Genomic DNA, 12,939 nt, shown 5'->3' on the forward strand with positions numbered 1-12,939 from the left:
GTGTTGCAGTGCAACATAAGAACCCAAATAGCACTCGTCAAGTGATTTTCGTTGCATTGCACAAAAATCCGCTTGGAACTCGCATCGATTCTAGTTACACAGAGAAGGTATCCCTCAAAGAGCCTCGGAATTTGAAATGGTTAAGTTGATCAAGAAATACACAAACAGACGTCTATATGACACCGATGATAGCCGGTACATCACGCTTGATGAGCTCGCGGAGCTCATTCGAAAAGGGCATGACGTCAAGGTGATAGACGCCCAGAGTGATCAGGATTTAACTCAGGCGACACTCGCGCAGATTGTTGTGGAGTCGAGAGGTGCAGCCAAACTGCTTCCAGTCCCGTTGCTCACGCAAATGGTCCGAATGGAAGACGATGCGCTGGCTGAGTTCATGAGCCTCTACCTGACCTGGTCTCTGGACATCTACTACGCCATGAAACAGGCACGGGTAGCCACAGGGGCAGATGCCTACCAGGAGTTCTTGGGGCGCTATGCACAGATGGCCACGATGCCTTTAAACATGGCGCGTGGGGGCTTGAATCTGGTGCGCGGAAAGCTCAAAAATGAAAAGGATGTAGCTGAGGCTCCGCGCGAAGAAGAAAACGAGATCGATTCCCTCCGAGACGAAATCAATGAACTCAAAGAACTCATCAAAGGGCTCGCCGAAAAGCCCAGAGGACGCTCAAAAACCTAGTCCTGAGCGAGTTTTGGTCTTCGGGTGGTTTCTCGGGATTTTTGCGATCGCGTATTATCGGGCACTGGGTGGCATTCCTCAGGATATGAGTGCGTATTTTGCTGCCGCGGATGTGATTGAGCAGGGATTGAGCCCCTATAGCGAGATCTCCAAATCACCGACATATGACGGCTTTCCGTATGTGTATTTCCCGGGGCTGCATCCACTCACCGAGGTGATCTTTGGAGCGCCAAAACAAGTCTTGGTGGGTATCGATTCGGTCTTGCGAGGCGGACTCGCGGCGTTTTCGATTTGGGCCATCGCAAAGAAGCTAAAGGAGCTCCCGCCCTGGCCACTCTTGGTGCTTGGTCTCGCGTTTTTCGACCCATTTATCACCGACTTTTTCGTTGGAAATCTCTCTACGTACATGTTCGCGATCTTCGCGTTCGTCCTTTGGATTGGCGAGCAAAAAGGGAGATTTAGAAACAAGATTGCAGGGTTGATTGCGGGGGTTGTACTCGGCGTTCTGCTTATGTTCAAACCCTTTTGGGGCATCGCCACGGCGTGGGTGGCCGCAACGTCCAAGCGATGGGAGTTGGTGTCTGGACTTCTGATAGGCGCGCTCGGAACTTTGGCCTGCGGGTGGATTTTCTACGCGTCCGAGATTGAGCCCTGGCGCGAGCTCGTACAATCCATTCGAGTCTATTGGACGAGCTTTGACCTCGGAACCGCATCGCCTTGGCTCGTGCTGCCCGGGGCGCTCGCTTGGGGTGTTGGTGCGTGGCACGTTCGAAAACGGCCCGACGCGTGGGTCTGGGCCTCGGCAACCCTTCTCTTCTGGCCGCGACTAGGCTTCTATTCATATCTGCTGGTCATACCGCTTCTTCTTTGGGCCATAAAAACGTACGGCCGAAAAGCGCTGCTACTGGCTTTACCTTTCACTGTGGCTTTGACGCTTCCTCTTCACGCTTACACCGTTTTGAAGCTCGCTATTTTCTACGGATTTTGCCTTTTGTTGAGTGGCTTATGGCTACTGAGATCGCCTGATGTTGCACCGCAACAAACACTTGACACAAAAAGTTGAACTGTTTAGGGTCCGCTCGAATTTGTTGCAGTGCAACGTAACCCCCTATGTCTTCATGAACACACGGTTAATATTGTTGATCTCAACGCTGCTCTTGGGCGCCCCAGGCACAGCATGTATTGATGCTGACGGCCCTCGCGAGCTTTATGAAGATGATTTGGGTGAAGACGCCGGCACTCAAGACATGGGTCTAGACAGCACCTCGGATATGCAGGTGGGGCCGGATATGGCTCTCGAAGACTCCGGACAAGACCAAAACACAGAAGACCAGGGCCAGCCCGGCAACTGTGTACCGAATCGTGATGGGGTAATCGAGCGTGACGAGGTCACCCTACGCGCGGGCCTCAACGCCAAGTTCAAGGTCTCCACGCGTGCCGAATTCAATACCGCGCCAGAAGAAGTAGAAGGAGAGTCTGTTTGGGATCTGAGCGGAGACTTTGACGGCGACTCGCTCACTATCGTAGAGCTTCAGGAGCCCGATTCATTCTGGTTTTCAGCTGATTTCCCGGACGCAACCTACGTGACCCAGCTCAGCGCTGACTCGGACCTCTTGGGAATCTTCAAGAGCAGTGAGACAGGGCTCGAACTCTTAGGAGTGGCCTCTCCAGAAGAAGGCTTCACACAGACCAAACTTGAGTACGACCCACCTGTTGAAGTTTTGAAGTTTCCAATCGAGGAAGGTTCACAGTGGGAAACTGAGTCATCTGTCAGTGGCACGGCGCTTGGGGTATTCTCCCTCTACGACGAAACCTACGTCACGCGTGAGGCAGGCCAAGGCATTCTCAAAACGCCTTTCGCTGACTTCCCTGTGACCAGGCTTCGCGTTGATCTGGAGAGGGTTGTGGGCTTCGTCACCACCACCACGCGGCAATATGTCTGGGTTTCGGAGTGTTTTGGCACGGTGGGCACCGTTCGGTCGTCAGACAATGAAAGCGATATCGAGTTCTCGAGCCCCTCCGAGATCCGGAGGATCGCCCCTTGAAACTCGCCCACTCCATTCATCTCTTAGTCTTGGCGGGACTTCTGCAAGGTTGTTTGAGTTTTCATAACGGCCCGATCCCCGACGCTCCTCCGAGCGGCAAAAAGGATGTCGGGGTCACACATTACGTGGAGCTCGAGGGGTCGCGGATTCATTATCTGGAGGCAGGGGAAGGCCCGGCCGTGGTGCTGATTCACGGGTTCGCCTCTTCATTGGACGCCTGGAACACCGTGATTGGGCCACTCGCAAAGCACCGCCGTGTGATTGCACTCGATCTCAAGGGTTTTGGCTATAGCGACCGAGCCCCTGGCGACTACTCACCGGCGGCACAGGCCCGCATTGTGAACGCGCTCATGGAACATGTGGGCGCTCAGACTTTTGAGGTCGTCGCACACTCGTGGGGAGCTTCAGTGGCACTTAAGTTAGCCCTCCAAGAGCCCGAAAAGGTGGACAAGCTCGCCCTCTACGACGCCTGGGTCTATTACGAACAGCTCCCAACATTTTTTCAGTGGGCGCGCGCGCCATTCCTCGGCGATATGATGTTTGCCCTCTGGTATCGAGAGCGCCCGCAGGACAAGATTGCAGGAGCGTTCTACGACCCAAGGTATGTGACCCAAGAGCTCGTGGACACGGTGGAGACTGACCTCGCCATTCCTGGCGTGACCGCGGCTGCCCTTGAGGCCGTGCGCGGTCAGACCTATGAGGATTGGCAGCACCAATACAAGACTATCGAACAACCCACTCTTTTGCTCTGGGGCGAGAACGATGCTGTAACGCGGCTTGAGTTCGGAGAGCGACTGGCACGGGACCTGCCGAACGCCGAGCTCGTCATCTATCCACAATGTGGCCACTTTCCGATGATCGAAGCGGCAAAGCAGTCGACCCGAGACCTGCTTGAATTCTTGCTTGCACCGGAGGCCCCATGAAGCTGAGCCGCCTTAGTGCCGCTATGGTCGTGCTAACTTTCACGGGCGCCGCCGCAGCGGAGCAGGCCCCAAGCCTCTCAACCCTTGGGTACGATATCCTTCACGCCCAAGAGCGTGTTGAAGTTGACGGATATTTTCGTTGGCGAGGCGAAGTCTTGAACAATTTGGACCTCGACCATGGGCTGACGCCGTCGGGGCTCCCACTCTATCCGGTGCCGCTATCAGGTGGCCAAACTCTAACCACCTCTGACATGAGGCTCAGGACCGATATCTCGATCTACTCGCCGCTCGGAGACGTGGCCGTTAAGGCACGTTTAGACGTGATCGATAACCTCTCGCTTGGCTCGACCCCATCCGGACCGCCCCAAACCACCACAACTCAAGACCCAACGCTACTGAGCGTCAAACGTGCCTGGGCCGAAGTCTTGACACCGTTCGGTCTCTTGAGCGTGGGACGCATGGGAGCCCATTGGGGGTTAGGGATTTTGGCCAACGCGGGAGACTGCCTTGAGTGCGACTCCGGAGATGCTGCGGACCGCATCGCGTTTATCACCCCGATCGGAGGCCATATCCTGGCCGCTGCCTATGATATTGGTTACGTGGGACCATGGGTGGAGCAGCGCCAGCAGCGGTATGTAGACATTGAGCCCTCAGACGACGTCAAAGCGCTCACATTCGCATTCTTGAACTACGACACTCCCCAAACCTTGGAGCGGCGGAGGAATGCCGAGAGAGCTACCTTCAACTACGGACTGACGTTTTCGTATCGTTGGCAGACCGCAGACACACCGAGTTGGTATCTGCCCAACACGACGAGCACCGAAACCCCGGTCGTACCTCGGAATCTTAGCGCGTGGGCCACCGATATGTGGTTGCGCTTCGATTCTGCGTGGGGCCGCGTGGAGCTTGAGGCTGTATACGTCGGTGGAGAAATTGAGGATGCATCTCTTCTTCCGGGAGTCATCTACCCCGAACCGCTGACGACGAATCAATGGGGTGCTGCGCTCCAAACCGAGTTTGGCAGAAAGGAGTGGTGGGCGAGCTTTGGGGTGGATGCGGGCATCGCAAGTGGAGATGGTGCACCGGGGTTCGGAGTCAATCCTGGACCTTTTGATTCTCCCGCTGAGCCAGGCGATCTAGATGGTCCTCAGTCGCGTCTGCCTTCGGACAACGCGGTCAATAATTTCAAGTTTCATCCGGACTACCGTGTCGACCAGATCCTCTTTCGGGAGATCATCGGTACGGTAACGGATGCCGCTTATGTGCGGCCTCACGTAGACTTCGTCTTCGGTCAGGTCGGCCAAGGTAATTTTCGGTTCGAGCTCGCTGGCATTTACTCCCAGGCGCTGAATGCCGCGTCCACGCCGGGACAAGAAGCGCCGCTTGGAATCGAGCTCAATCCATCGCTCAAATGGGAAGGCACGGCTTTTTCGGCGGCGCTTGACTACGCGATCTTGATGCCACTTTCTGGGATGAACAACCCGAACCGAGGCCTTGAGGCGAGCGAAGCTCAACTGCTTAGACTCCAACTTTGGACACAATTCTGATGCGATACTTACTCTTGATTCTCTTGCTCTCAGGATGTGCGGACAATGTGACCCCACCGGTGTCTATCGCGCCGTGGGATGGGGATGCCCCTGCAACGCCCGAGTGCCTCCCCAACCTTGACGGGAGGATTGATGCCGATGAGCTAGCACCCGGATTTGGAGTACCAGCGAATTTTGTGGTTAACGCCCCTGGTACGACCGTTGAGCTCGATCTCAACGGATTGCGCGACGCTTCAGGAGCGCGGGTTTGGGACTTTAGAGGAGTCTCGCAAAGTGACCGAGAGCTACAAGTTCAGGCTCAGACCGTGGAAGGAACGTGGTTCGAGTCTGAGTTTCCAGGCGCCCAATTCACAACACCTCTTGACCCTCGTGGTGTGGAACTCGGAGTTTATTCACACTCAGACAACGGACTCTTTTTGCACGGGTTCGTAAGCAGCGATCCCGAGAGCAACACCTTGACCCAGATGCGCTACACCGAGCCGCTGCTCCTCTACCCATTTCCGCTCGAAAATGGTGATGAGTGGATATCAGTCGGTGAGGTCGTCAATGGCCAGTTTCGAGGACTGCCGTATGCGGGTCGCGATACCTATACCTCGGTGGTTGCTGAGACCGGCGAGGTCTGGCTGGACTCGATCGAGTTTACCGATGTCCTTCAGGTCAAGACACTCGTGCAGGTGCAACCGGCTGTCGGAGCATCCACAAGCAGGGTGCAGGTCTCATGGCTTTTCGAATGTTTTGGAGAGGTGGTTCGCGCGGCCAGCGAAGATGGCGAAACCGACCTAGATTTCTCAAGAGCTAGCGAGTTTAGACGATTAGGTTTTTGATTCATGTTGCAGTGCAACATGAAACTCATTATGGTCCTTTATGACCAAAAGCAAAGGAGACTTTATGATGTGGCAAATGTGGAAAAAAGGATTCGATCAGTGGGAAGCAACAACGGCCAAATACCTCGAAGAGGTGATTCGAAACCCTGCCGTACTAAAGGCTTCCGGAGACATGCTCAATGGCTCCATGAAGACCAAAGCACAAACCGAGAAGTTCATGTCTCAGTGGTGGTCCATGATGGGCCTTCCAACGCGCACCGATCAGGAGCGTACCCTCCACGCGCTCAACCAGCTTCAAAGCCGTATTCTCGACCTTGAGGAGAAACTCGAAGCACGCGGTGAGTAATCATGGACATTACGCCCTATCTCGACCTTAGAATCGCACCACGAGCCGTATTCGATAGCCTGCCAGAGAGGCGTGCCCGCCCGAGGTTTATGGTGCCAGACGGCAAGGACTGGCGCGCTGTGACTTGGCAAGCCTTTGCCGAACAGATTCAGGCTATCGGCACCTACCTGATGCTTGGACTCGGTCAAGAGAGCGGCGTTAAACCCGGCGAACGATCTGCAATCCTAGCGAATAACCGGGTTGAATGGATTTCCGCGGCCCTTGGAATCCAAGCGGTTGGCGGCGTGATGGTTCCCATCTACCCTTCGAGTACCGATGAGCAGATCGGCTACATCGTCGACCATAGCGACACACGGGTGCTCTTTGTGGACTCAGCCGAGCTCTTAGAACGGGTTGTCGGCGCGTGGGACGACCTTGGCAGGGTTGAGAAGGTTGTGTTGTTCGACACCGTAGATCTTGGCCAATTGGCGGCCAACCTACGAGCCAAAAACCTACGATGCCCAAGCGTCACCGAACTCAGCGCCCGGATTGTGGTTTGGGAGGATGCGATAAGACTAGGGCAGGCGCTCATCGCAGAACGACCGGATGCATTCTTCCAGACCATGGAAAAGGTCTCTTTGGACCAAGCCGGTGTGATGCTTTACACCTCGGGAACTACAGGGCCGCCAAAAGGCGTTCCGCTCACGCACCGCAATATCGGCGTCAACGGGCGCGACTGGCTTCAATCGAATGCCTCTCTGATCGACGAAAATTCGGTGGATCTTCTCTGGCTTCCGATGAGTCATATCTTTGGTTTTGGCGAAGCATGCTTGGGGAATTCGTTGGGCTTTACGTCTTACCTTTCAGACCCAGCTACAGTCTTAACTCGACTCCCTGAAGTTCGACCCAATGTCTTCATGAGCGTACCCAGGTATTTCGAGAAGCTAGCCCAACTCGCCAGTACCGAACGAGACGCGAAATCACGCTCAAAGAAGTTGGCAGAAATCAGCGGGGGCAGGTTGAAGTTCTGTCTCTCAGGTGGTGCCGGCCTCAAACGCGAAGTCAAAGAATTCTTCCACGAGTGCGGGCTCCTCATTATCGAAGGCTATGGACTTACCGAAGCGAGCCCAACTCTGACATTGAACCGTCCGGATGCATTCCGTTTCGATACCGTTGGAAAGCCCCTCCCCTCCGTTGAGATCAGACTTGGGGAAGACTCCGAGATACTCGCCCGTGGCGAATCCATCTTTGGCGGCTACCACAAGGATCCGAGCGCGACCCGAGACGCTTTTACTCAGGACGGCTGGCTCAAGACCGGAGATCTTGGCAGATTCACCGACGACGGATTTCTGCAGATCATAGGACGAAAGAAGGAAATCATTGTCACTGCTGGAGGTAAAAACATTGCCCCTGGTAACATAGAAGTAAAATTTAATGATGACCCCTTTATTGCTCAACTCGTGGTCTTTGGTGACGCAGAGAAATATTTGACAGCCGGTGTCTGGGTCCACCCAGAAGCGATCGAAAAGAAGCTCGGCAAGAGCGCGTCACCGGACGAAATCAAAAGCTTCTTAAAACCTAGAATTGAAGCGGTAAACGGCGAGCTAGCGAAGCATGAGACGATAAAAGACTTTTTGGTTTTCGAGGAGCCACTGAGTGTTGAGAACGGATTCCTTACACCGACACTAAAGGTCAAACGCAACCTGGTCTATCAGGAGTTTGGTCCTCGCATTTCTGAGCTCTATAAGTGAGTAGACGATGATCTCTCGAATATTAAATATCAAGCGCAAGCTCGTTGATGAAAAGGTTCCTGTCGGCCAAACTCCAGCTGACGTCATATTCTCCGAGAATAAGTGGCGCCTGCTTCGATACAGATCTGAGTCGTCGACCGGAACTCCCGTACTTCTGGTGCCTTCGCTCATCAACCGTCACTACGTGCTCGACCTTATCCCAGGTAAGAGCTTTGCCGAGTATCTGGTGGAACAGGGGCATGATGTCTTCATCATCGACTGGGGAACTCCGGGACGAGAAGACCGATATCTGGAGTTTGAGACATTCGTACAAGACTATATTGGGCGTGCGATACGCAAGGCTTGTCAGGTATCTGGGCACCCCAAAATCCACATCCTTGGATATTGTCTTGGTGGCCTGATGACCACCATTCATGCGGCTTTGAACCCTGAACACATCCTTACCCTCACCAATCTTGCGGCTCCGGTATCCTTTGAGGACGAAGGCCTCCTGAGCGTGTTTAGCCGTGAAGTGCCTCTTGACTTGGAGGCTCTCGTCGCGGCGTTTGGAAACGTACCTTGGCCGCTGATGCAGTTTGGGTTTCACCTGCTTCGCCCAACCATGACGCTCTCCAAACTGGCCTATATGTGGGAGAAAGCCGAGGACGATGAGTTTCTGGATGGTTTCTTCGCGATCGAAACCTGGGGTAACGATAATGTGAGTTTCCCAGGGCAAGCCTTCCTGACCTATATCAACACGCTCTACAGGCAGAATCAGCTGATTCGCGGCGAGTATCACGTACGCGGCCGGGCGGTAGAATTGGCCCAGATTCAATGCCCCCTTTTGAACATTGTCTTTAAGCACGACAATATTGTGCCCGCCGAGTCTGCCGCAGTTTTGAACGAGGTCGTGAGTTCCGAAGACAAGACGCTTCTTGAGATCAACGGGGGCCACGTGGGTGCTGTGGTTTCAAGAAAGGCCTCCACAACGCTTTGGCCGGTCGTTTCTCAATGGTGGAGAGCCCATGATCAGAATGAGAGCGAAGAGTGCCCAACCCTTCTGATGCACGGCTAAAACTCGTCCATAGCCTCAAGCTGAGGACCTGTTCTCGACTTATCTTAGCAATCGGCGCCATTGAACTTTTCCGGAATTCGTTTTTGTCATTTCCAAAGAAATTCTTTGCTTTAGAATTGAGGATTCCAAATTAGGAGTCCTGTATGAAATTGTTGACCTTGCTGGTTCTCTCAAGCCTAGCCCTTTTTTCAACCAGCTGCGGCGATGATGAAGCCCTTTTCACGTCTGGCCAAGTATCCGTAAAACTAAACCTCAAAGAAGGTGATGTGGTTTCTGAGCGACTCGAAGACCGCAAGAATATCTCAACCGAGTCTTCTAATCCATACGGGGCGTTCCTGAACGAAGTGGACCGCACATTTGGTGACTCGCCACGAGAGATTCGAGTGGAAGAAGTCAGTATTGAGATCAGCGAAACGAAAGATGATGTAGCGACCTTCGCAGACCTATGGCCTCAGGAGTTTGAGGTGTTCTTCGCGGCCGATGATTCGGTTTCGGGCTACACGATTGCGACCGCCAGCTCCGCGACCAACGTTGGGCCAATTACGATGACCTTGGACGAAAATGTGAACCGCCAGGAAGTACAAGACCTGCTCAACTCCGGAAATTTTCGGGTGGGAGTGCGGGGCAACACCGAACAGACCTCATCCGCCAAGTTCGATACCACGTTGAACATCACAACTGCCTTCGGCGTCTACGAACGATAAGTTCGTCTTGGGCTCAGAGGCTCACGAGTCCGGCGTGAGCCAGCACGCCTATGAGGGCGCCCGTCGAACACGTGGCGAGCGTGCCGGTGAGGATGGCTCTGAAGCTGAGGGCGGCGACTTCCTTACGCCTCTCTGGGATAATGGCGTCCAACCCACCCACCAAGATGCCCAGACTTCCGAGGTTAGCAAAACCGCACATCGCGTAGACCATGATGACGCGGCTCGTCTCACTCAGCCCGGCGCCCGAAGTTGATGCGAAGTTCAGATACGCCACGAACTCATTGAGTACGGTCTTGGTCCCCATGAGCTCAGCCGCGACCATGACTTCCTTGGCCGGAATGCCCATCAACCACACGATTGGCGCAAACACCCAGGCCACCATTCTCTCGAGCGTCAACTCCCCCGGAAGTAGTCCCAGACCTGCGTTGAAGAAATGAACCAAGGCGAAAAGCACGATGATTGTCGCCGCGATCTGGAGGCACATTTCGAGCCCTTCGCGCGTTCCACGCATGAGTGCGTCCATGGTGCTCTGAGACTCAACCTTGATCTCCATTTTTTCTTCGGACTCCGCACCAATTTCGCCGGGCAAATGGAGGTGTGCCATGAGCAATGCTGCGGGAATACTCACTGCGGAAGCCACAAGGATATGGCCCATTGCGTTCGGCAACACGGGCTCGAGCACGGAGGCATAAAGCACCATCACTGTCCCAGCCACCGTTGCCATCGCGCAAGTCATCAGGGCCAAGAGTTCCGACGATCTCATTTTTTGAAGGTAGGGCTTCACAATAAGTGGTGCCTCGATGATTCCAAGAAAGAGCGTGGAAGACGCGGAAAAACCAAGTGGGCCACTGATACCCATCACGCGTTTGAGCAGCCACGCAAAGCCCGCCACGACCCGTTGCAAGACTCCCCAATGAAAGAGAACCGCCGAAATCGCACTCACGACCATGATGAGCGGCAAGACCCGAAATGCCACGATAAACGAGCCTCCCGGGCTTATTTCCTCGAACGGAAGCGCCGCGCCAGCGAGGTAGCCGAACATGAAGCCTGCAGCCTTTGTGGTGGACTGGTCGAGCGTAAGAACTACCGAGTTCAACGCAGCCAAGAGGTCCCTGAGCCCTGGAGTGAACACGAAGAGGATGGCGAGCCCAATCTGAAGGCCGAGTGCGCCCAGGGCCAGGCGCCAAGAGACCTGCTTCGAGCGCGAGCCCAAGACCCAAGCCAAGACTGGGAACACGAGAATACCTAGGAGACTTTGAAACATCCGATGCCCTCGACAATGGCTCTTTCTGCCATCGCCTTTGCGGTTTTGATATCCGCTAATGACGCATTTTCAAAAAGATATCCACTTCGAAAAGGTCCGATAGCGCGAGCCAAAATCTCAAACCCAAAATGTATATTGGCGGCCTTGAAGTTCTCGGCCTGCCAGCTAAAGACTTCGAAGTAGGCATCAGTGAGTTCAGCTGCAAACTCCTCGACGGGGGCCGAATTCTCGGAGCAAAGAGCCCACATCCGAAGGTGCGCCAAGAGATGAGCAAGGTCCTGTTCTGGAAAGCCCCAGTGAGCAAACTCAAGGTCAATGACTCCCCACGAATCACCGTTCAGAAGCAGTGACGCGGGCCAAAGATCGCCCAAAATCATGCACTCGCCTGCACACCCCGAAAACCGCGACGCTACCCACTCCGCGGGCTCATCAAACCGAGGATCGTCCAGCATGGCAGCCAGTCCTCGATACTGAACCTCCGAGCGCACCTTTTGGATAGCAGTGTTGTCAATGCGCCCCGCAAATTCTTCTCGGCGCTCCGAGACCGACGACCTGGCATGCAGCGTGCCGAGCCAACCGCCGAGAGTTCGCCCATGACCCTTCAATCGGCTCACATAATCTTCGTCCGCGAGAATTTCGGCAAGGCCACGGCCTTGTACAAAACTCATGAGGAAGGTGCTCTGAGGGCGGTCATGGACTAGGACTTCTGGCCAATGCACACCGTTGGGCAATTCCAATTCCCCCAATATCTTCAAGGCCTCCACTTCAACGTCCATGCGCGAAATTGGGAGATCAATCTCCGGGTTGGTCGCAAGATGTGGGGCGGCATGTTTCAAAACCAGCACCCGGTCCGGACACACCACCTTGAAGACCTGATTTACGAGTCCCCCAGAGAGAGGGTCGATTCGGTCAACGGGACCACCCAAGTGGTCTCGAAGCCATTGTTCAGGGTCAAAACTCATGAACACTCAGAACGTGTAGATGGAGTTCTTGTACTGAACCGGATACGCGTTGTCCATGAACTCGAACACGATGTCCTTAAAGACCTGACGTGCCGCGACCAACGATGCCTCGACCCCTTCGGAATCAGGGTTTGGGATATCGGGATGAGAGTATTTATGACCCACGACCAGTCCGGCGCATGGAATCTGGAGTTCGTTCGCGAGTACAAGCTCCGGCCCTACCGACATGGAGTTCACTTGTGCCCCCCAAAGCGCCCACATTCGGTTTTCCGCGGGCGTCTTGGTCCTGGGTCCACCTACGTATCCAAACACCACACGATGCGCCTCGTGTCCGGTCTTCTCATTGATGAGTGAGGCGCAAAAACCGCTGAGTTCGTGAGAGACGATACCTTCCTCGAGCACTAGATGACCGCCTTGACCTGGTTCTACAAACATCGTGCACGCACTCCCGTCCGGAAGGCGATTTTCGGGCATCAAGAGGTCATCAATGACGAGCGGCGTGTTGATCGGAATCTTGGAATCCAAGACCCCAACGGAGCTCGTCACAAGCAAGGCGCCCACGCCAAGCTGCGCCAGAGCCGCCGCATTCGCCCTGTAGTTGATTTGATGAGGCAAAGTGCTGTGTGGCACCCCGTGACGAAACAAAACGTAAGCAGGTGGCCCTGAGACCCTCTCTCGTTGGAAAAGGAGCACATTGCCGAACGACGTCTGCACGTTGATCGGAATGAGCTCTCCCTCAAGCCCTTCGTAAAACGCGCTCCCAAGAATGACTCCGACACTTTTTTGTACGTCTTGCATCTCTATGAACTACCCCAACTCGTTCACTTGTAAAAGCGGGGCTGG

Annotated in this window: 13 protein-coding genes; 10 read left to right on the plus strand and 3 right to left on the minus strand. The window is 54.6% G+C overall.

Annotated elements, in window-relative coordinates; all coding sequences use genetic code 11:
* Window positions 1–136 precede the first annotated feature (136 nt).
* The 10 genes from FRD01_RS08995 (at window position 137) to FRD01_RS09040 (ending at window position 9,870) form a co-directional block, all read left to right on the plus strand.
* A complete protein-coding gene (locus FRD01_RS08995; RefSeq protein ID WP_146959057.1) occupies window positions 137–697 on the plus strand; it encodes a polyhydroxyalkanoate synthesis regulator DNA-binding domain-containing protein in 561 nt (186 codons plus the stop codon).
* Window positions 636–1,760 carry a hypothetical protein gene (locus tag FRD01_RS09000; protein WP_146959058.1) on the plus strand — a complete coding sequence of 375 codons (1,125 nt, stop codon included), beginning with the start codon at window positions 636–638 and terminating at the stop codon, window positions 1,758–1,760. Before FRD01_RS08995 ends, FRD01_RS09000 begins: the two co-directional genes overlap by 62 nt.
* Window positions 1,761–1,815: 55 nt before the next feature.
* On the plus strand, window positions 1,816–2,742 hold the full coding sequence (locus FRD01_RS09005; protein ID WP_146959059.1) for a hypothetical protein: 927 nt from the start codon (window positions 1,816–1,818) through the stop codon (window positions 2,740–2,742).
* On the plus strand, window positions 2,739–3,665 hold the full coding sequence (locus FRD01_RS09010) for an alpha/beta fold hydrolase (RefSeq protein ID WP_146959060.1): 927 nt from the start codon (window positions 2,739–2,741) through the stop codon (window positions 3,663–3,665). Before FRD01_RS09005 ends, FRD01_RS09010 begins: the two co-directional genes overlap by 4 nt.
* Window positions 3,662–5,212, plus strand: a complete 1,551-nt coding sequence (locus FRD01_RS09015; protein WP_146959061.1) for a TIGR04551 family protein — start codon at window positions 3,662–3,664, stop codon at window positions 5,210–5,212. Before FRD01_RS09010 ends, FRD01_RS09015 begins: the two co-directional genes overlap by 4 nt.
* Window positions 5,212–6,036, plus strand: coding sequence for a hypothetical protein (locus FRD01_RS09020; protein ID WP_146959062.1), 825 nt, complete (start codon window positions 5,212–5,214; stop codon window positions 6,034–6,036). The genes FRD01_RS09015 and FRD01_RS09020 overlap by 1 nt, the downstream gene beginning before the upstream one ends.
* Before the next feature lie 64 nt (window positions 6,037–6,100).
* A complete protein-coding gene (locus FRD01_RS09025) occupies window positions 6,101–6,382 on the plus strand; it encodes a poly(R)-hydroxyalkanoic acid synthase subunit PhaE (protein WP_249756130.1) in 282 nt (93 codons plus the stop codon).
* Window positions 6,383–6,384: 2 nt separating this feature from the next.
* Complete coding sequence (locus tag FRD01_RS09030; RefSeq protein ID WP_146959064.1) at window positions 6,385–8,112, plus strand: AMP-dependent synthetase/ligase; 1,728 nt, start codon at window positions 6,385–6,387, stop codon at window positions 8,110–8,112.
* Window positions 8,113–8,119: 7 nt separating this feature from the next.
* A complete protein-coding gene (locus FRD01_RS09035; RefSeq protein WP_146959065.1) occupies window positions 8,120–9,166 on the plus strand; it encodes a PHA/PHB synthase family protein in 1,047 nt (348 codons plus the stop codon).
* 143 nt (window positions 9,167–9,309) lie between these two features.
* Window positions 9,310–9,870 (plus strand): hypothetical protein, encoded by a 561-nt coding sequence (locus tag FRD01_RS09040; protein WP_146959066.1) that lies wholly within the window; start codon window positions 9,310–9,312, stop codon window positions 9,868–9,870.
* Window positions 9,871–9,883: 13 nt separating this feature from the next.
* Here FRD01_RS09040 and FRD01_RS09045 read toward each other — a convergent pair whose 3' ends face one another.
* Genes FRD01_RS09045 through FRD01_RS09055 form a run of 3 tightly spaced genes read right to left on the minus strand, consistent with a single transcriptional unit; the run spans window position 9,884 to window position 12,894 of the window.
* Window positions 9,884–11,134: a NupC/NupG family nucleoside CNT transporter gene (locus FRD01_RS09045; protein WP_146959067.1), complete on the minus strand. Its 1,251-nt coding sequence runs from the start codon at window positions 11,132–11,134 to the stop codon at window positions 9,884–9,886.
* Window positions 11,116–12,096: a phosphotransferase family protein gene (locus FRD01_RS09050; RefSeq protein WP_146959068.1), complete on the minus strand. Its 981-nt coding sequence runs from the start codon at window positions 12,094–12,096 to the stop codon at window positions 11,116–11,118. The genes FRD01_RS09045 and FRD01_RS09050 overlap by 19 nt, the downstream gene beginning before the upstream one ends.
* 6 nt (window positions 12,097–12,102) lie before the next feature.
* Entirely contained in the window at window positions 12,103–12,894 is a 792-nt protein-coding gene (locus tag FRD01_RS09055) for a phosphorylase family protein (RefSeq protein WP_146959069.1), read from the minus strand.
* Between the last annotated feature and the right edge of the window lie 45 nt (window positions 12,895–12,939).

Source organism: Microvenator marinus (assembly GCF_007993755.1).
GTDB classification, from domain to species: Bacteria; Myxococcota_A; Bradymonadia; order Bradymonadales; family Bradymonadaceae; genus Allomicrovenator; species Allomicrovenator marinus.